This window comes from Pseudoalteromonas sp. SG43-7, from assembly GCF_014164295.1.
GTDB lineage: Bacteria > Pseudomonadota > Gammaproteobacteria > Enterobacterales > Alteromonadaceae > Pseudoalteromonas > Pseudoalteromonas rhizosphaerae.
On sequence record NZ_JACJEY010000007.1, the window covers coordinates 116,909 to 135,873 of the forward strand.

An 18,965-nucleotide genomic window follows, 5' to 3' on the forward strand; every position below is an offset into this window, starting at 1 on the left:
TCGGCTTTTTTAGCTTGCTAATCTTTCAAGGCTCGTCTGAGTATTTTGCCAACGTTTGTTTTTGGCAATTCATCCCTAAACTCAACCAGTTTAGGGACCTTGTAATTAGTTAAATTATCACGACAGTGTTTTATTATATCTTTTTCAGTCAAAGATGGGTCTTTTTTAACAATAAAAACTTTAACTTGTTCGCCGCTAACATCATGAGGGATACCAATTGCTGCTGCTTCTAAAACACCTTCATGCATTGCAATCACTTCTTCGATCTCATTTGGGAACACATTAAAGCCAGATACGATGATCATATCTTTTTTACGGTCAACAATATAAAAGAATCCTTCATCGTCATAAGTGGCTATATCCCCTGTGGCAAACCAACCATCTTGCAAACACTCAGCCGTTGCATCAGGACGATTATAATAACCAACCATCACTTGTGGGCCTTTAACCCATAATTCGCCCGGCTCACCTTTGGCTGCTTCTTCACCATTATCTAACATCAACTTGATCTCAGTATTAGGTGCAGGTAAACCAATCGAACCATTGTATGAATCTAGATCATAAGGACTGACAGTAACTAATGGCGAACACTCAGTTAAACCATACCCTTCCATTAATTTGCTACTGGTGATCTTTTGCCATTTTTCAGCAACAGGTCGCTGTACAGCCATACCACCACCAAGGGACATTTTCAAACTTGAAAAATCAAGCTCGGCAAAACCCGGTGTATTCAACAAACCATTAAATAATGTATTTACGCCCGTGATCGCGGTGAATTTATGTTGGCCTAATTCTTTCACAAAGCCTTTCATATCACGCGGATTGGTGATCAATAAATTTAATCCGCCATACTTCATAAACGTTAAGCAGTTCGCTGTTAGTGCAAAGATATGATAAAGCGGTAAAGCAGTGACAACAACTTCTTTGCCACGTTCTAACACTTGATCTAAGCAACCAGAAACCTGCTCTAAGTTACCTACCATATTGCCATGGGTCAGCATCGCACCTTTAGAGACACCCGTTGTGCCACCGGTATATTGTAAAAAAGCAATATCAGATAAACACACTTCAGGTTTAATGTAATCTTTTTCGTTCGCTGCAAGTAAGGCTTCAAACTTAATGGGGTTAGGCAATGAATAGCTTGGCACCATTTTTTTAATATGCTTAACAACAAAGTTAACCAAGTGCTTTTTAAAGCCACCCACCATATCACCCACTTGGGTAACTACGATGTGTTTTACTTTAGTGTGCGGCAATGCTTTTTCAAGCGTGTCTGCAAAGTTAGCCAGTATAAAAATCGCTGATGTTTCTGAATCATTTAATTGATGTTCAAGCTCACGTACAGTGTAAAGCGGATTAACGTTAACTACGACACAACCGGCACGTAAAATACCGAGTATTGAAACAGGTGTTTGTAATAAATTTGGCATCATTACAGCCACTTTATCGCCTTTTTTCAATCCCAGCTCTTTTTGAATATACACGGCAACACGTTTTGTTGCTTGGTCTATTTCATCATAGCTCAATGTTTTACCCATATTGGTAAAAGCAGGCAAGTCTTTGTAGTCAGTGAAGCTTTTTTCAAACACTTCTAACAACGAGTTGTAGTGCTCAGGATCGATTGTTTCAGGCATCCCCTCTGGGTAGCGCTTCAGCCAAATTTTGTCCACTCTTAGCTCCTGTTCTATTTATAATTTATTTTTATTAAACCTTAAACTAAGTAAGGCAATTTCACAATTGAGCAATCACTCTAATTCGCAAATATTCCCACATTTTGTGCAAATATACAATTAACATGCACCAGTTTGCAGCATAAATGCATGAACCTGCTGTAAACATTGCTCAGGGCTTTGCATATGGCAGTGGTGGCCACCTTCAACTTCATTTACTGTTAAGCTTTTGTAATAATTAGAATATTTATTTAAATTATCACTAATAAATTGATACCCTTTACTGCCTACAATTAATTGGCACGGCACATTTATTTCGCTTATTACCGCTATGCATTGTTGCTCATCAAACCTAAAACCTGAATGATTTTTAAGCTTTGGATCAGTTCTTAGCAGCCATCCATGTTCAGTTTCTCGTATATTTCTGTCCATCAAAAGTGCTATTAAATCCAAAGGTAAGTCACTTTGTGTCGCCCGTGCTTGGTGTATTATTTGTTTTGACTCGTACTGTCGGGGTGCTTTTTTATTTACACGACGTCGATTCAAAATTGCATTTCTAAGCTGCTCAACCACTTTTTCACTGGGTGTTGTGACAACTCCCAGTCCTTCAATCATAGTAACTGTATTTACTTTATCAGGAAAGCAGCTAGCAAAAAGCCCTGCGGCCATTGCGCCCATAGAATGACCAACTAAATGTACTTTATTAACTCCCAGTTTTTCGATCAAATTATAAATATCATCAATGTAATCAATGAAATAATAGTGTGCATCACTACCACGCCAATCTGATAAACCATGTCCTGGAAAGTCCACACAATACCAAGTTGCAGTTAAGGTGTTATGTTCTAACATGGGTAAAAAACTATGACAATTATCAAGCCAACCATGTAATGCAATGACAACCTCTTTTCCTTGCCCAAATGTTAGGCCATGAAGTGTTAATGCGCCACTTTGAACTGAAAATGGATGCACTGCGTAATTCCCCTTTGTTTTTAGTTTGTTTAACGTAAAAGACATTTATTTATACTACATTGCGTATACAATGGCACTACATAATAAACAGGGTACAAAGATGAAGAAACAAATAAGCCTCTTGGCATTATTATGCTCGGCAAGTGCATACGCAGAGCAAGCACCAAAAAACATAATTTATATGATTGGTGATGGCATGGGCCCCGCTTATACTACAGCATATCGCTACTTTAAAGATGATCCGTCGACCAAAGAAATTGAAGGTACGGTGTTTGATACAATTCTTAAAGGTATGGCACATACTTACCCTGACGACCATACCTATGTAACTGACAGTGCTGCTGGCGCAACAGCTTTGAGCTCCGGCCATAAAAGCTATAATGGTGCAATTGCAGTTGATACCGATAAAAAACCGGTAAAAACCATGCTCGAAATTGCCAAACAAAAAGGCATGATCACCGCATTAGTTGCAACCTCACAAATCAATCATGCCACGCCTGCAAGCTTCGCTGCACATAATGAGTCTCGTCGTAACTACGATGAAATTGCCAATGATTACATTGATAATAAAATTGCCGGAAAACTTCCCGTTGATTTAATGCTCGGTGGCGGTACTAAATATTACATCCGTGAAGACCGTAATTTAGTTGCAGAATTTAAGCAAGCGGGCTATCAATACAGTGATGACTTTAGTGCGTTAAAAGATATTAAGCAGATTCCTGCGCTGGGATTATTTGCTCCAGTTGGGCTTGACTTTGCGTTAGATAATAACCCAACACGCTTAGCACAAATGACCAATAAAGCGCTTGAGTTACTTGATGAAAATGACAAAAATGGCTTTTTCGTGATGATCGAAGGCAGCCAAATTGATTGGTGTGGCCATGCCAATGATATTGCCTGTGCAATGGCGGAAATGGATGATTTTGCTAAATCAATCGAGCAAGCAAAAGCGTACGTTGATAAAAACCCGGATACCTTATTGGTGATCACCGCAGATCACTCAACAGGTGGTTTAACATTAGGTGCGCATGGTCAATATAAATGGGAAACCGAGGTAGTAAAAGGCGTGAAAGCCACAGCCGTTAAATTAACTAAATTAATGTCTGAGTCTAATGATTTAAAAGCCATTTGGACTGCTAACACGAATATAGAATACACTCCCGAAAACCAGATCAAGCTTGAACAAGCAAAAAAACTAGGCGATAAACCACTTAATCTTGCCATCAAAGATATTATCAGTAGAGCCAGCTTCACCGGTTGGACTACCGGCGGTCACACTGCTATTGATGTACAAGTATTTGCCTATGGTAAAGGTGCTGATAAATTTATCGGCTCACAAAACAATACTGATATTGCCGATAAACTGATCGGCTTTATTGAACAGCAGTAACGTTTAATTAGCATGTTGCTTTTCCTGAGGGTAGAGGCTAACTGCAACATTAAAGGTTATTATAAAAAGCCCAGTCATAATGTATCTGGGCTTTTTTAATCACAGCTGGAGGTAAACTTTTGCCAAATACAGGCACATCAACACAGAGTTAAATTACTGTCTAATTGTTAAGCGTAGATGTCCACACCAATTAAGTTTTGTACTTCAGCTCGGCGTTCTAAATTAGCAAACTCGGTGTAGGTTGAAATAGCACGACTTACTTTGGCTGTCGGTTGGTCATAAATCGTTTGTCGGTAACTAGGTTGGGCAGTATCACTTTGTAACTTATCAGCCAGCGCAATACCTGCTTGGCTTGATTTAACAAACTCCGCAGACTGTTTATTATCAGCAGCAGATTGCTCCAATAAACCCTGAGGTTTATTAGTGTTGATCTGTCTTGAGGTAATTTTACCGGGTATGTCTCCCGAGTAAAACCCTGAGCCAATAGGTAGATTCAAAGTTGCGTCTCGTTACTTAGGTTATTAAATTATGTGCCAAATTTAATAACCTTGCAAGTTGCTTTATTAATCAGTTTATTCGCGTCCAGGTAATTTTTTCCAGGTTACTGTATCACGTACATATTTAGGTTGAGCTTGCGCAGCACTGACCGTACGTTGCGCACTGAAATCATCGCTAATTGTAGCCAACATAAAACCGGCATCAGGTAATATGATGTCGTTATTGATAGCTATTTGTGGGTTATCTGCCAGTGCCTCAGGGTATGTTTGCCAGCCAGTGCCCACTGCAATCCCTGGTTCGTCTGCAAGAGATAATAATGCGGGTTTTAATACTTGTTCGTCACCTTGTAAGGTCATCACACCATTATCACTGAGTCTATAATGGGCAAAATATATTTCTCCCATACGCGCATCAATAGCACTAAATACACTTTTTTCACCGGTTTGTTGATAAGCTTGCTGCGCCATCATTTGCAGCGTTGACACACCAACTAGTGGCAGTTTACATGCATAAGCTAAGCCTTGCGCAATGGCGACACTTATACGCACGCCAGTGAAACTACCTGGGCCTTGGCCAAAACCAATAACATCTAAATCAGTTAAACGGCAATTTGCCTTAGCTAACAACTGATCAACCAACGGTAAGATTTTTTGACTATGCTGTTGCGGGCATACTTCAAAATGGTGAAATAACTGACCATTATAATTGAGCACTAAAGATAATGCTTCGGTAGAAGCGTCAAATGCTAATAGATTAATATCACTAGTACTGATTGCGTTATTCATGGTAATTATTTCTCTAGTTAATGTGTTCTAAAAATTCACTGGCCACTTGAAGGCTTCGTGTGCGGCGCATCGGCGGCAAGCTTTTTAAAAAGACTTGGCCGTATTGGCGTGTCACTAAACGGTTATCGCAAATCACCAACACCCCTTTATCCTTACTATCGCGGATCAGTCGTCCAACGCCTTGTTTTAGTGCAATCACCGCTTGTGGCAATTGAATATAAGCAAAAGGATCATGTCCTTGTAATTGCGCATCTTGCATTTTAGCTTGGAGCAGTGGATCATCGGGTGCTGCAAAGGGTAACTTATCAATAATAACACAACTGAGTGTGCTACCTCTGACATCAACTCCTTCCCAAAACGACGCAGTACCTAATAATACGGCATTACCATGGCGGGTAAATTTTTCTAAAATAATACGTTTAGACATTTGCCCTTGCATATAAATAGGATAATCAATCTGCGTACTTAGCCCTTCGGCGACTAAATGCATCATCCGATAGCTGGTAAACAATACAAAGCAGCGCCCTTTTGCTGCTTTAATTAAATCGAGGGTAAGCTTAACAATCGCATGAGGCATATTCGCTGCATGTGTTTCAGGCAAATAACGCGGTAAACATAATAAGGCTTGCTGATAATAATCAAACGGACTATCAACCATCATACTTTTGGCAGGCTTAAGGCCTAGGCTTGCGTTAAAATGATCAAGTGCATTATCGACAGATAGAGTCGCTGAGGTGAATACAAAGCCAGCCCCCGTGTCTGCCATCATTTGCGCAAATTTAACTGATACGTTAAGCGGAGTTATATGTACGGTTAAATAGCGGCGTGTTGTTTCATACCAATAACTGTTACCTGTTTGGCTTATATCAAACACCCGCTCTAATTGCCCTTTAAAAGCTAAGGTACGCTCAAATGGGTGTTCTATTTTATCGCTACGGTCTAAACAATGTTTGAGTACTTGATACAAAAAGTCTAAATCGCTGATCACCCTATGTAACGCGGCGCAAATTTCTTTACTTGCCAGCATTTGTCGCCAATCACCTCGGCTACCATCTAAGCCAAATTGTAAGCGCAAGTCTGCAACACTGGTTTCAAGCTTATTTAAGGTTTTACCAAGTTGCAACATATCCGGAATGTCAGAGCGATAAATTGCTCGTAAATCATTAATTAAGTCCACCAGCTTTTTAGTGCTGATACTCTCACCAAAGTAATCACTGGCAATTTCACTTAATTGGTGTGCTTCATCAAATATATAGGCATCAGCTGTGGGAATGAGTTCAGCAAAGCCGGTATCTTTTACCGCCATGTCTGCAAAAAACAAATGATGGTTAACCACTACTATATCGGCATCCATCGCTTTTAAGCGGGCTTTGCGAATATAGCAATCTTGAAAATCAGGACACTCTTTACCTAAGCAGTTATCCGCAGTGGAGCTTACATAAGGTAATACTTTGGCATCTTCTTCGATACCAATACAATCAGCCAGATCACCGGTGTGCGTTTCACTGGCAAATTTAGCCACCATGGCCAATTGATGCATCACATCAGAATCATCGGTCGGTACATGGGCAACATGCTGATTAAGCCGATAAGTACATAGATAGTTACTGCGCCCTTTTAGCAGCGCGGTTTTTTTACTCGCACTAAGCGCTTTGACTAATTGAGGTAAATCACGGTGATATAATTGTTCTTGCAGCGCTTTCGTGCCGGTTGAAATTATTGTTTTACCTTTAGACTTTAGCGCGGGGGCTAAATAAGCGTAGGTTTTACCTGTACCAGTGCCCGCTTCAACCACTAATTGCGAGCGGTTTTTCAATGCATCACTCACCGCAACCGCCATATCGATCTGCGGTTGGCGAGGCGTATAACCATCTAGAGATTGCGCTAACGGGCCTGCTGCACTAAAAAGCTGTTTGATAATAACGATCGCTTTGCTAAAAATAATAGCGGGATTTTACGTAAGCATAGCCCCAAGGGCAAGTGAATACGCAAAGCAAATAGCAAAGGAGCAATGCTCCTTTGCTATTGTTATTATTGTGCGTTGATCGTTAAAGTAATACCACTTGCCGCAGTGTAACCTTGTAAATCAATATACCAAGCACCAGCTTGGGGATTGCTAATAGTACAGCTTTCATTATTACCATTTTTATAAGGTCGACATTGATATGTTGACGTTGATGACGGCGAACCAAAATTCACATACAGATCAGCATCCCCGCTACCACCTAAAATAGAAATATTTAACGACGCGTAACCCGCACTGATATTTTGACTAAAGCGAGTCCAACCTCCTGTTGCCACACTGACATTCGTCTCGGTACGATTAACCGGTGTCGGTACATTATTGTCACCATCATAACTACCCGTTAAGGAAACACCGGTAATAGCGCTCCATGCTTCAACCATGACATGATATGTACCTGATTGTATATTACTAATAGCGCATGCTTCATTACTGTTTGAATTAGTACTGTTACAGTCAAAGTCTTGTAAAGTAGGCAGTGCGCCAAACTTAACGTATAGATCAGCATCGCCACTGCCACCTGCTGTAGTAAAGTTTAAATTACTACTTCCTGCAGGGACTGCTAAGGTATAAAAAACTTGTTCTTTAGCAAGCGCATTAATTCCAGACACTGTGACACCATTTTCCAGTTCATTGTCAGTGGGTGGTACTTCATAGCCGGCATTTTTAGCCATTTCAGCTAAGTAGCTCACCGCAAGCTTGGCAAATTTACTCGCATGATCAGCATCAAAATTACTGTCGTTTGCAGTATGGATTAGCGGGTTAATATCAGCCATGCGCGACTCAAATGGCATTGAGGCGGCAAAGCCCTGCTGATACCACGAAGCATGATCTGAACAGCCATAACCACACTGATCAAAACCATAACTTAGGGTGGGTAAATAAGTATCGATCAATTGTCCCAAAAACTGATTTTGGCCGCTGTTAGTATAATCTGTCATCATCACAATATCATCGCTACTGCCATGATTACCGGTCATATCAAATTGCACCATACCTACCACATTTTTGCCCTGTGATTTATACGCCGTTGCAATCGCTTTTGAACCTCGCAGCCCTACTTCTTCAGCTGCAAAACCCATAATTTGGATTGTTCTTTGTGGTTGATAGTTATTATCTACGATTGCCCGAAGCACTTCCGACAAGACCGCAATACCGGAGGCATTATCATCCGCACCGGGCGCTCTGCCATTACTAGGATTTGATTGATTAATTGAATCTAAATGACCGCCAACAATTACTATTTCATCCGCTTTTTCGCTGCCTTGAATAGTCACAATTACAGATGATTGCGACCAACTATGGCTAAAGTAATCAACACTAATATCAGCGCGGTTGCTCGCTAACTGTTGCCAATAATCTTTTAACCATTGAGATGCATCAACTCCACTTTGTACTGAGTAATAGCGATTATTAAAAGCACTCAACGAATTAACGGTATTGGTTAGATCATTAGGGCTAATGTTATTGATCAGTGTCTGTACCGTTTGCGCATTATCTATTGTGTAGTTAATAGCCAAACTGTTGATTGACTGATTCTGTACTTTAGCTAATTGCTCAGTATAAAGCTGCGCCTCAAGCAATGATTCATGTGCTACAAAGCCACCGCAACGATGGTAATTGTCGTGCATAAATTCACTTAAATTAGCCACTTCAGCCTGTTTAATACGCATAAAATTAACAGAAGATAAGCTGGATGCTTGTGGAGCGAGGAGCTCTGTACTGTGTTTATGAGCTGTTTGGTTTAATTTGTAATGTTTAGCTGCTACAGGGTCAATACTTACCCAAATACTGTCAGGCTCTTGTGCTATTACCAGCTGACTTACCAATAATGACACAGTGCCAAGCAGGACGCTTGGTGCAAAGATATTCATAACAGTTTCCTTTTTTTCTGTGTTTACCCAAATTCAGACTCTGAAAATATAAGGGTAAAAAAGGGAGCGAATGCTCCCTTAGGTGAGGGATTAGTTAGCCGTTATTGTTAACGTTACGCCACTTGCCGCTCTGTAGCCTTGTAAATCAATATACCAAGTGCCCGCTTGTGGAGCAGTAATTTCGCAACTTTCGTTGTTACCATTTTTATATGGTCGACATTGATAAGACGATGTTGATGATGGCGAGCCAAAATTAACATACAAGTCTGCATCACCAGAACCACCCGCTATAGCAACATTCAATGTTGAATAACCTGCGCTTAGTTCTTGACTAAAACGAGTCCAACCACCTGAGCTAACACTTACATTGGTTTCAGTACGGTTTATCGGTGTAGTACCCGTATCACCGCCATCAAAACTCCCCGTGAGTGAAACGCCCGATATTTGGTTCCAGGCTTCAACCATTACATAGTAAGTACCTGCTTGAACATTGCTGATAGCACAGCGTTCAGTGCTGGTTGAAGTCGTGCTGTTACAGTCAAAACTATTTAGTGTTGGTCTTTGCGCAAATTTTACATACAAGTCCGCATCACCACTGCCACCTACCGTGTTAAACTGCAAATTAGTGGCATTAGCTGGTACTTCTAAGGTAAAGAACAGTTGCTGTTTTTCTGTACCACTGATCCCAGTGCGTGGCACGCCATTGCTAAGTGGCTCGTCAATTGGTGGCTCTACTCCTCCACAACTACTACCAGGGCTTAAATTTGACGTTACACCCACTGCCGCAAGTGCGCTTTGTACATCAACTGGGCTGTAATCTAAATCACATGCCGCATCCATTACACCATTACCAGCCAAGTCCCAATTAGTACTAGCGGTCCAATATAATTGGTTTGCACGCGCCATAACCTCAAAAGCTTTTCTAGTATCCCAACCAGCTTTAGTTGCTAAGTTATAGAATGCTTTATTAAATACACCTGAGCTGTAATGTACATCCATCCCAGAATAATAACTCGATTGGTTATCAATTGAACTACCATCTTGGGTCGGGTTATTCATGTAACGCAATGCACCATTGCCTTTGAAAATTTCTTGGCCAACTAACCAATCATTAGTGCCTAGCATATAAAACTCGGCAGCTTCACCAGCCATATCAGAAAACGCTTCATTCAAGCCGCCCGATTTCCCACTGTATACCAGCCCTGAATTTTGCTCAGTAAAACCATGGCTAACTTCATGAGCAGAAACATCTAAACTAACTAATGGATAAAAGGTATTTTGACCATCACCAAAAGTCATTGCTGATCCGTCCCAAAAAGCATTTTCATAATTACTGCCGTAATGAACACGCATTTGCAATTGAAAAGACAGCGGAGGAGAACCAATCCAGTCGTTATACATATTAAAAATAACATTACCAAAGTAGTGCGCGTCATTTAATGGCGAATAAGCGCCATTTATTTCCTTAAAGGTGTTTTCGGGGCAAGTAAAGGAATACGCTGAAGAGCCACTGGTGCCACCATTTAAATTAATGGTTTTAACATTTGCGTTATTCATGGTGCAAGTGTTGCCTGACTGCGACACATCTAAACTACTAAAATCAGTCCCGTAAATGTACTTTCCTGTTTTTAAATTTCCACCAGGGCCTGTCGCATTGGCATGTTGAAGGTTATCAAAGCTATGCAAAACCTCACCAGAATTCGCATCAATGATCTGATAAGGTCGAGAAGGATTAGCACCATAAGTAACATACGATACTTCATACACTAAATGTGCGACATGTTGCGCATCAAGCCAAATCGCTAAACGCGATTGTTCATTGTGTTTTTTAAGGCTTACTGATTTAGCCGCTGCGGGGGAGTTTTTTAACCCCTGTGTAATAGCCATTTTTTTACTGAGTTTTGGCATCACTGAGCTTATATCACTACTAATATCATATACAGCAGCACCATGAGCGCGTTTTAATTGGCCGTTATTATCAAACGTTAAACTCACAGTATCACCAATGACTGGTAATCCTTGATACTGTTGTTGATAACGGCGTGTCGTATCACCATTGTTACTTTTTACTTCTTTTAATACGACTAACTCATTACCTGCATCTAAACCAACTAACTGCATTGGGCTTGCCATAAGTACCGATGACGCACTATTTTGCAAAGCTGTAGTTAGGGCTGCTTGTTCATTTAGATATTGTTTATTTGCAGCTACTGCACTTGATGCTTGCGTTACCGCAAGAGCAGCAAGTGTTGCTAATGTGATTTTAGATAAATTCACGTTTACGCTCCATTTAAGTTGTTATTTATTTAATATTTTTGTATTAAACCGGCACTACCCGTTCCCGATTCAAGTTCAGCCTATACTGCTTTCAGTGAAATTGAAAATGAAACAAAAAATTAACATTAAATAACAAAAAACCAAAACAGAAACATTTTAAAACAACAACTTAAACCAACATTGTTAATTAATCACTAACAAAACCCCGGAAAACTGTAAATAAATAATTACATTAAATTAACATGTGGTTACATATCATTTGTTTTTATTATTGGTAATACATTAAATGTCATTGCTACTCGGCTCTATAATTAATTGGCAATAGGACTACCGATATAGATAGCAAACTGCAAATGTTGACGACTAGAAAAAGAAGCTGTTGACGTTTAGAAGCTGTTCATACCCATAAAACTTCAAACAAAACCATCAATTAATTTCGCTGTCATTGCGTCAGTAGCATAAACGCCTATTAAAAGTGTAATTAACAGTATTATCGCGGTGACATTTGAAAGTCTCAGGAGTAACATACCTGCGCGAAAGTACATTCCTTTTTGCTCATTCCAATATATTATTTAAGGTCAAACAATGAATGCTTGGTACCTCATTTGTTTTTTATCTGCATTAGCGATTTTTATCGCATTTGCTAACCAGTATATCCTCAAAATGCAAACCACTATTGCCATAACAACTGGCTCAGTAGTGATTTCATTGTTATTAATACTCGCGGTAAAATTATTGGGCGATTCAACCGCACTGGAGATTACACAAATAGTCTCAAGTATCGATTTTAATCAATTATTACTCAAAGGCATGCTCGGCTTTTTACTGTTTGCAGGCGCACTGGAAATTAACCTTGCGGCACTCAAAAAACAACGTTTTGAAATTACCGTACTGGTGTTATTTTCGACCTTAGCCTCCACCTTTATCATTGGCTTTTTAAGCTTTTACTTATTTGCCGCGTTAGGCTTTGCGGTGCCTTTTATCTATTGTTTATTGTTTGGTGCATTAATAAGTCCAACCGATCCAATTGCAGTGCTTGCAATTATTAAACAAATGCGTGCCCCTGAAGGCATTTCTGTGCAAGTTGAAGGTGAATCATTATTTAATGACGGTATTGGTTTAGTTATTTTTACCACTATTTTTGCCGTGGCTTTTCTCGACACTGAAGCCAGTGCAGCAGGCATTGCAGAGCTATTCTTTGTCGACGCACTGGGAGGGATTGCATTTGGTTTAGTGATTGCGTTAGTGGGTCATTATCTGATCATCAACAGTCGTGATGTAAATATTCGCTTGTTACTAACCTTAACTATACCGACAGCAGGATTCGCCGCTGCCAATATATGGGAAATATCTGGCGCACTGGCGATGGTAACTAGCGGTATATTGTTAGGTAATATAACCCGTACTAAAGCGACAGAGCGCACCGGGCCTGAAGACACTCGCTACGTAAAAGACTTTTGGCACGCCACCGACAGCTTTTTGAATGCATTGTTATTTTTGATTATCGGGATGCTAATTGTCACTATGCCCATCAGCCTAGCTGAAATTGGTTTAGGACTACTAATGGTGCCTGCAGTATTACTTGCTCGCTTTATCAGTGTTGGCGCACCATTTGTGGTATTTAAGAAATTTAGAAAATACGACAAACACTCAGTTAAAATTTTAACCTGGGGCGGCCTGCGCGGTGGCCTTGCTTTAGCAATGGCTGCGGCAATTCCTCGTGATCAGGTATTTGTGGGCGGCTCTGATTTACACAACCTGCTTGTTATTGTTACCTACGTTGTGGTGATATTTTCGATTATTGTGCAAGGGCTCACTATTTCGCCGTTAATTCACAGTAGCATTAGTGCCAAACAACAAAACTAACATTTAAACTTACTTCTGGCGCCGCAAGCTAATGCTTACGGTGCTAGAATTAGTTATGCATTTTCTATGCATAAGATCCTAGAAATATTACGCCCATGTGTCTAAATGGGTTTCGTCTTCCTCGTCTGTATTGCGCTCTTTCTTAGCTGTTTCAAGCTTTTCTTTAGACAGTAGTTCTTTGCGCTCCAACTGACGTTTTTGCCGCTTTTCACGTTCAATTCGCTGCGCGTTCGAATCTTTTAGCCCCGCAATATGAAAAGCGCCTTTCGACTCAAGTTGCAAACGAGTGATCTGCCCTAAATAAGGGATCATAATATCCATACGTTCCTCCTTTGGTTACTCTTATCATCGGCCGTTATAGCTTATTCTTTAATTTATGCAAAAAAAACTTGCCAGCTTCCCCACAAATGTGTTTTTCTATATGTGAAATTTACTTAAACAGATTAAACACTTTTGTTTACATGAAGCAATGATAAAACGAAAGTTATTTAGGATATATTATAATGCGCTTAAACCTGACAACAGTACATCATCACCACCATTCACCGGAATAACCTGTCAGGTCTTTCGCTGAGAGGTTATTCCTAAAAGGAACCTCTGGCGAGTCAACATACAATGATTCATTTTTCGCCCTGAGGTTCCCTCGGGGTTTTTAGTTTTTAAATTAAAGGAAAAATGAATAATGAGTAATAGCAACCGTCTACGTATCGCCATCCAAAAAGGTGGCCGCCTTTCTAAAGATTGCCAAGACTTACTAAAACAGCTAGGTGTTAAACTTAACTTGCGTGAGCAACGTTTGATTGCCCACTCGACCAATATGCCGATTGACGTACTACGGGTGCGCGATGACGATATACCCGGTCTGGTAATGGACGGCGTGTGTGATTTAGGCATAGTAGGCGAAAACGTACTCGTTGAAGTACAAGCTGAGCGCCAGCGCCAAGGCGTACCAAGTGAAGTTACTAAACTGTCTAAACTTGATTTTGGCTACTGTCGCCTTGCACTTGCATGGCCGTCAGAACTTGGCAAGCAAGATAAAAGCTGGTTTGAAGGCAAACGCATTGCTACAACCTACCCTGAAATCTTAACTCAATACTTAAAGCGTGAAGGCATAAACGCCAGCACAGTAATGCTGACTGGCTCTGTAGAAGTCGCACCACGTGCAGGACTTGCCGATGCAATTTGTGATTTAGTATCTACCGGTGCCACACTTGAAGCCAACGGCCTTATGCAAGGCGATACTATTTTAGAATCAAACGCCTGCCTTATCCAAAATAAAGACTTACAAGATGCTGACAAACTAGCGCTTATCAACAAACTTATGCCACGCTTACGCGGCGTGAGACAAGCCAAAGAAAGCAAATACATCATGCTGCACGCGCCAAAAGATAAACTGGATGAAATTTGCGATATTTTACCAGGCTCTGGCCAACCAACGGTATTAGCGCTTGCTGGCTCTGATGAGTACGTAGCCCTGCACATGGTGAGCAGTGAAACATTATTTTGGGAAACAATGGAGCAATTAAAAGCGCTAGGCGCCAACTCTATCCTCGTTATGCCAATTGAAAAAATGATGGAGTAAGTCAATGTTGCGCTGGAATGAGGTTTCCAAAGATGCACAAGCAGCGGCGCTAATGCGCCCTGCTGTTAGTGCAAGTGTGGAAGTAGAAGCTATTTGCCAAGCAATTATGGCAAACGTAAAAGAGCAAGGCGACACAGCCTTACTCGACATGGCTAAGCAATATGATAACCGCGAAAATCCGCGCTTATTAGTGCCGCAAAGTGAGATCAATGCCGCTGAGCAGCAGTTAAGCGCTGAGCTTAAATACGCGATAGACACAGCCTACGCTAATGTAAAACGTTTTCACCAAGCACAGCTACCCAAAGATATTAAATTGTCGACTCAGCCCGGTGTGTTATGTGAACTAAAATACCAAGCCATTGAAGCCGTTGGAATATATGTGCCAGGTGGCAGTGCGCCATTGCCTTCATCAGTGATCATGCAAGGTGTACTGGCGCAGCTAAGTGGTGCGACAACCGTAGTGTTAGCAACACCGGTGCAAGGTGATTTACCGATAAACCCAGCAATTTTATATGCGGCTAAACTATGCGGTATCAAAACAATCGTAGAAAGTGGCGGCGCAGGTGCAATCGCCGCAATGGCTTATGGTACAGACTCAGTGCCCAAGGTGAATAAAATTTTTGGCCCGGGTAACAGCTTTGTGACTATGGCTAAACAACTAGTAGCTCAGACCATACCAGGCATGGCGATCGATATGCCTGCGGGCCCATCTGAGGTGTTAGTGATTGCCGATGAGCGCGCAAACCCTGAATTTATTGCCGCTGATTTATTATCTCAAGCTGAGCACGGCGCTGATTCGCAAGTAATTTTACTGTGTAACAGTGAACGTATGATTGCCCGCACCGAGCAAGCCATTGAACGCCAATTAGCTAAACTATCGCGTCAAGATATTGCCGCAAAAGCATTGGCTAATTCATCGCTTATTTTGGTTGATTCAATCGAGCAAGCATTTGCTGTATCAGCACAATACGGCCCTGAACACTTAATACTGCAACTGGCTGATGCCAACCCGTATTTAAACAAAGTTAAAAATGCAGGATCTGTATTTGTGGGTGACTACACGCCAGAATCTGCTGGTGATTATGCCTCTGGTACTAATCACGTATTACCAACCTATGGCTACAGTGCCACTTATTCAAGCTTAAACTTACTTGATTTTTTTCGCACTTATACCGTACAAACCATTACTCAAAATGGTTTAAAAAACTTATCAAAAGCAATTTTACCATTGGCTGATGCAGAAGGACTTGATGCCCACGCAAATGCCGTTAAGGTGCGTTTAGAGGCGATGAACAATGAGCAATAATCCTTTATTACCGGCCAATATTGATGCATTAGCAGCATATAGCTCGGCAAAAAGTGAGAAACTAACCGGCACAACGTGGCTTAATGCAAATGAAAGCCCGTATGTTAAAAGTATCGATATCAGCATTAATGATTTAAATCGCTACCCTGATCCGCAGCCTATCAATGTTATTAACCGCTATGCTGATTACGCAGGACTCACTGCTGAACAAGTACTTATGACCCGTGGTGCGGATGAAGGTATTGAGCTACTGGTACGCACCTATTGCCAACCAGAGCAAGATTCGGTTGCTTTATTTTTACCTACGTACGGCATGTACAAAGTCACCGCCGACACCCACAACGTAGCAATAAATGGCTTAAGCCAAGCATTATTACTCGATGGTACTGTTGATGAAATAATCAACGCTGTTGGTAATAGCAAATTAGTGTTTATTTGTAATCCAAATAACCCAACAGGCAGCTTAACACCGCTTGAAAAAATAAAGGCTATTGCAACAGCACTTGCCGATAAAGCACTGGTCGTTGTGGATGAAGCTTATATTGAATTTTGCCCAGAGCAAAGTGCAAGCAAACTCATCAACGAATTTGCCAACATAGTAGTACTTAGAACGCTCTCTAAAGCATTTGCGTTAGCAGGCCTGCGTACAGGCTTTACTCTTGCCCAATCGTCAGTACTAGCGCCAATCCGTAAAGTGATTGCACCGTATCCAGTATCAACGGTAGTGGCAAGCATTGCTGCAAATGCACTTAGCCCAGATGCCATTACTTCAATGCGTCGCCAAGTAAGTATTTTAAATGCACTAAGGGCAAAGCTAAAGCAGTGGCTCGAAGCCTCCCCTGCCGTATTACAAGTGCTCAGTGGCGAAGGAAATTTTGTCACCCTAAAGCTCGCCGATAAAAACAGCTTTAATATCGCACTTGAGCAAGGCTTAGTTATGCGTGCTTTTACTTTATACGGCGAAAACGATTGGCTACGTATTTCAATCGGCAGTGAGCAAGAACTAGAACAAGTAAAAATATGGTTAGATGGCCTAAGCCAATCAGCCACTTTTAAAGAGCAGGAAGTATCATGAGCAACCCGTATTTATTTATCGACCGTGATGGCACTATTATTGAAGAGCCAATCACCGACAAGCAAGTAGACAGTCTTGAAAAGTTAGCGTTTTTACCAAACGTGATCCCTGCTCTTTTGCAATTACAAAGCGCAGGCTATCGTTTAGTGATGGTGTCAAACCAAGATGGCTTAGGCACTGACAGCTTTCCAACGGCTGATTTTGATATTGCCCAAGATAAGATGATGGCTATTTTATCAAGCCAAGGCATTAAATTTGACGACGTATTAATTTGCCCACACTTTAATGAGCAAAATTGTGATTGTCGTAAGCCAAAAACAGGGTTGCTTACCGAGTTAATGCGCTCAGGTAAAGTCGATTTAGCACGCTCATTTGTGATTGGCGATCGCCAAACAGATATTGGCCTTGCACAAAACTTGTGTTGTGAAGGTATTTTGTATGACGGTGATTGGAATGCAATTGTCACTAAACTTACCACCGCTGATCGACAAGGCCGCGTGACTCGCAACACTAAAGAAACGCAAATTGATGTAAAACTCAATTTAGATCAAAGTAAAAATGGCGAGATCAGCACCGGCCTTGGCTTTTTTGATCACATGCTTGATCAAATTCGCACCCATGCCAATATTGGCCTTGATATTCAAGCCAGCGGCGACTTGCACATTGACGAGCACCACCTTGTTGAAGATATCGGCATTGCCCTTGGTTTAGCGCTTAAACAAGCCATTGGTACTAAATCACAAATTGCTCGCTATGGTTTTGCGCTACCGATGGATGAATGCAAAGCAGAGGCACAAATTGACTTGTCAGGTCGTGCTTCGTTTGTATTAAACGCTAACTTTAGCCGTGAAAAAGCCGGTGATTTAGACGTACAAATGGTTGAACACTTTTTCAAAAGCTTAAGCGACAATGCAGCGATCAGCTTAATATTGTCGGTTAGCGACGGTAACTGCCATCACCAAGTTGAAGGTTTATTTAAAGCGTTTTCTCGCGCTTTACGTATGGCCATTGCCGCTGATGCCAGCCAACAAACAGCCAGCTCTAAGGGGTGTTTATGATTGCCATAATTAACACCGGTTGTGCCAACATAAACTCTGTACGCTTTGCTTTTGAGCGCTTAGGGCAAACGCCAGAAGTTATCACCTCGCCAGAGCAACTTAAAAACTTTGAACGCGCTATTTTACCAGGTGTTGGCCATGCATCTGTTGCTATGAAGCGCTTGGTAGAAGGCGGTTGGCAACAGGCAATCAATGAATACCAACGCCCTCTGATGGGGATTTGTTTAGGCATGCAGTTACTGTGCGAAAGCACTGAAGAAGGTAATGTGCAATGCCTTGGCAAAATACCTGGGCACGTTAAAGCACTTGATGTGGGTAGTTTAACGTCTCCGCACATGGGTTGGAATAACCTCACCGTTAATCGTGAACATGCTTTAACCAAAGGCCTTGATGCAAACAAGCAAGTATATTTTGTGCATAGTTTTGCTCATACCGTGAATGATGCAACATTGGTTAGTGGCGAATACGGGCAAACCTTCTCAGCGATTGTTGCCAACGATAACTACGCGGGTATGCAATTTCACCCTGAACGTAGCGCTAAAATCGGCACTCAGTTATTGCAGAACTTTTTAGACTGGCAGCTATAAAT

General features: G+C 41.3%; 15 protein-coding genes. 7 read left to right on the forward strand and 8 right to left on the reverse strand.

Going from position 1 to position 18,965, the window contains the following annotated elements; translation table 11 throughout:
• Positions 1 to 17: 17 nt before the first annotated feature.
• Together fadD and H5200_RS04855 are read right to left on the reverse strand one after the other, a co-directional pair.
• A complete protein-coding gene (gene fadD / locus H5200_RS04850; protein WP_145235691.1) occupies positions 18 to 1,670 on the reverse strand; it encodes a long-chain-fatty-acid--CoA ligase FadD in 1,653 nt (550 codons plus the stop codon).
• Between the two features lie 120 nt (positions 1,671 to 1,790).
• On the reverse strand, positions 1,791 to 2,642 hold the full coding sequence (locus H5200_RS04855) for an alpha/beta fold hydrolase (RefSeq protein ID WP_182761074.1): 852 nt from the start codon (positions 2,640 to 2,642) through the stop codon (positions 1,791 to 1,793).
• A gap of 100 nt (positions 2,643 to 2,742) precedes the next feature.
• Between H5200_RS04855 and H5200_RS04860 the strand changes: the two genes are divergently transcribed.
• Positions 2,743 to 4,032 carry an alkaline phosphatase gene (locus H5200_RS04860; RefSeq protein ID WP_182761060.1) on the forward strand — a complete coding sequence of 430 codons (1,290 nt, stop codon included), beginning with the start codon at positions 2,743 to 2,745 and terminating at the stop codon, positions 4,030 to 4,032.
• Positions 4,033 to 4,199: 167 nt separating this feature from the next.
• Here H5200_RS04860 and H5200_RS04865 read toward each other — a convergent pair whose 3' ends face one another.
• From H5200_RS04865 to H5200_RS04885, 5 genes are all read right to left on the reverse strand, one after another.
• Entirely contained in the window at positions 4,200 to 4,529 is a 330-nt protein-coding gene (locus tag H5200_RS04865) for a hypothetical protein (protein ID WP_149980212.1), read from the reverse strand.
• A 75-nt stretch (positions 4,530 to 4,604) separates the two neighbouring features.
• Complete coding sequence (gene tsaB, locus H5200_RS04870) at positions 4,605 to 5,315, reverse strand: tRNA (adenosine(37)-N6)-threonylcarbamoyltransferase complex dimerization subunit type 1 TsaB (protein ID WP_182718779.1); 711 nt, start codon at positions 5,313 to 5,315, stop codon at positions 4,605 to 4,607.
• A gap of 13 nt (positions 5,316 to 5,328) precedes the next feature.
• Positions 5,329 to 7,155: an ATP-dependent DNA helicase gene (locus H5200_RS04875; protein ID WP_220491309.1), complete on the reverse strand. Its 1,827-nt coding sequence runs from the start codon at positions 7,153 to 7,155 to the stop codon at positions 5,329 to 5,331.
• A gap of 191 nt (positions 7,156 to 7,346) precedes the next feature.
• Positions 7,347 to 9,212, reverse strand: coding sequence for a M28 family metallopeptidase (locus tag H5200_RS04880; protein WP_182761061.1), 1,866 nt, complete (start codon positions 9,210 to 9,212; stop codon positions 7,347 to 7,349).
• A 90-nt stretch (positions 9,213 to 9,302) separates the two neighbouring features.
• The gene (locus tag H5200_RS04885; protein ID WP_182761062.1) at positions 9,303 to 11,489 is read right to left on the reverse strand and encodes a pre-peptidase C-terminal domain-containing protein; all 2,187 of its coding nucleotides are present in this window, start codon (positions 11,487 to 11,489) and stop codon (positions 9,303 to 9,305) included.
• Positions 11,490 to 12,074: 585 nt separating this feature from the next.
• Between H5200_RS04885 and H5200_RS04890 the strand changes: the two genes are divergently transcribed.
• Positions 12,075 to 13,355, forward strand: coding sequence for a sodium:proton antiporter (locus tag H5200_RS04890; protein ID WP_182718776.1), 1,281 nt, complete (start codon positions 12,075 to 12,077; stop codon positions 13,353 to 13,355).
• Positions 13,356 to 13,442: 87 nt separating this feature from the next.
• On the opposite strand, the gene H5200_RS04895 is transcribed toward H5200_RS04890, so the two are convergent.
• Positions 13,443 to 13,676: a hypothetical protein gene (locus H5200_RS04895; protein WP_182718775.1), complete on the reverse strand. Its 234-nt coding sequence runs from the start codon at positions 13,674 to 13,676 to the stop codon at positions 13,443 to 13,445.
• Between the two features lie 361 nt (positions 13,677 to 14,037).
• Here H5200_RS04895 and hisG point away from each other — a divergent pair, with 361 nt between their 5' ends.
• From hisG to hisH, 5 genes are read left to right on the forward strand one after another with little or no spacing between them, the layout of a single operon-like run.
• Positions 14,038 to 14,937 carry an ATP phosphoribosyltransferase gene (gene hisG / locus H5200_RS04900; protein ID WP_145235723.1) on the forward strand — a complete coding sequence of 300 codons (900 nt, stop codon included), beginning with the start codon at positions 14,038 to 14,040 and terminating at the stop codon, positions 14,935 to 14,937.
• A 4-nt stretch (positions 14,938 to 14,941) separates the two neighbouring features.
• Positions 14,942 to 16,243, forward strand: coding sequence for a histidinol dehydrogenase (gene hisD / locus H5200_RS04905; RefSeq protein ID WP_149980206.1), 1,302 nt, complete (start codon positions 14,942 to 14,944; stop codon positions 16,241 to 16,243).
• Positions 16,233 to 17,318: a histidinol-phosphate transaminase gene (gene hisC, locus H5200_RS04910; protein ID WP_182761063.1), complete on the forward strand. Its 1,086-nt coding sequence runs from the start codon at positions 16,233 to 16,235 to the stop codon at positions 17,316 to 17,318. The genes hisD and hisC overlap by 11 nt, the downstream gene beginning before the upstream one ends.
• Positions 17,315 to 18,376: a bifunctional histidinol-phosphatase/imidazoleglycerol-phosphate dehydratase HisB gene (gene hisB, locus H5200_RS04915; RefSeq protein WP_182761064.1), complete on the forward strand. Its 1,062-nt coding sequence runs from the start codon at positions 17,315 to 17,317 to the stop codon at positions 18,374 to 18,376. The genes hisC and hisB overlap by 4 nt, the downstream gene beginning before the upstream one ends.
• The gene (gene hisH / locus H5200_RS04920; protein ID WP_182761065.1) at positions 18,373 to 18,963 is read left to right on the forward strand and encodes an imidazole glycerol phosphate synthase subunit HisH; all 591 of its coding nucleotides are present in this window, start codon (positions 18,373 to 18,375) and stop codon (positions 18,961 to 18,963) included. The genes hisB and hisH overlap by 4 nt, the downstream gene beginning before the upstream one ends.
• Positions 18,964 to 18,965: the final 2 nt, after the last annotated feature.

Bases quoted from the DNA above. Each gene is read 5' to 3' on its own strand.
- H5200_RS04860 (WP_182761060.1), top strand. From the start codon at position 2,743: ATGAAGAAACAAATAAGCCTCTTGGCATTATTATGCTCGGCAAGTGCA.
- tsaB (WP_182718779.1), bottom strand. From the start codon at position 5,315: ATGAATAACGCAATCAGTACTAGTGATATTAATCTATTAGCATTTGAC.
- H5200_RS04875 (WP_220491309.1), bottom strand. From the start codon at position 7,155: ATGGCGGTTGCGGTGAGTGATGCATTGAAAAACCGCTCGCAATTAGTG.
- H5200_RS04880 (WP_182761061.1), bottom strand. From the start codon at position 9,212: ATGAATATCTTTGCACCAAGCGTCCTGCTTGGCACTGTGTCATTATTG.
- H5200_RS04890 (WP_182718776.1), top strand. From the start codon at position 12,075: ATGAATGCTTGGTACCTCATTTGTTTTTTATCTGCATTAGCGATTTTT.
- H5200_RS04895 (WP_182718775.1), bottom strand. From the start codon at position 13,676: ATGGATATTATGATCCCTTATTTAGGGCAGATCACTCGTTTGCAACTT.
- hisG (WP_145235723.1), top strand. From the start codon at position 14,038: ATGAGTAATAGCAACCGTCTACGTATCGCCATCCAAAAAGGTGGCCGC.
- hisD (WP_149980206.1), top strand. From the start codon at position 14,942: ATGTTGCGCTGGAATGAGGTTTCCAAAGATGCACAAGCAGCGGCGCTA.
- hisC (WP_182761063.1), top strand. From the start codon at position 16,233: ATGAGCAATAATCCTTTATTACCGGCCAATATTGATGCATTAGCAGCA.
- hisB (WP_182761064.1), top strand. From the start codon at position 17,315: ATGAGCAACCCGTATTTATTTATCGACCGTGATGGCACTATTATTGAA.
- hisH (WP_182761065.1), top strand. From the start codon at position 18,373: ATGATTGCCATAATTAACACCGGTTGTGCCAACATAAACTCTGTACGC.